Annotated in this window: 1 protein-coding gene; it reads left to right on the top strand. The window is 66.7% G+C overall.

Features of this window, described 5'->3' with window-relative positions; genetic code table 11:
* Positions 1–74 precede the first annotated feature (74 nt).
* A partial coding sequence (locus G6R25_RS24615) for a hypothetical protein (RefSeq protein WP_419469419.1) occupies positions 75–444 on the top strand: 370 nt, incomplete at its 3' end.

The following is a 444-nucleotide window of genomic DNA, read 5'->3' as shown; positions in this document are numbered from 1 at the left end:
CCCTCCCTGTCAGACTTGAGTGAGACACCCTCGCGGGTGCGGGTTGGCTACGGAGGGCGTGATCGGAGATCCTCATGTTCGTGGAGTCAGAGTCGCAGGAGAGTCCCGGCGGGTCCCAGCCGTCGCGTGATCCCGCGCTGCGTCCGTCGCGGCGGGTGTTCAGCGCGGCGTACAAGCTGAGAATCGTCACCGAATACGAGAACGCGCCGAACGGTGAGAAAGGCGCGGTCTTGCGCAGGGAGGGCCTGTACTCCTCCCATGTGCTGGAGTGGACCCGGGCCCGTGACGCCGGCGCGCTCGCCGGGATGACCGGACCCCGCCGCGGCCAGGACAAGAAGCCCGGAAAGTCAGCCGAGCAGGTCGAGGTGGAAAGGCTCCGCCGGGAGAACGAAAGGTTGAAAGCCCGACTCGCGACCACCGAAACCGCGCTGGACATCATGGGAA

It is taken from the genome of Candidatus Frankia alpina (genome assembly GCF_902806485.1).
GTDB classification, from domain to species: Bacteria; Actinomycetota; Actinomycetes; order Frankiales; family Frankiaceae; genus Frankia; species Frankia alpina.
The sequence above is the reverse complement of the archived record's forward strand: the minus strand, read 5'-3'. Positions and strand labels throughout refer to the sequence as shown.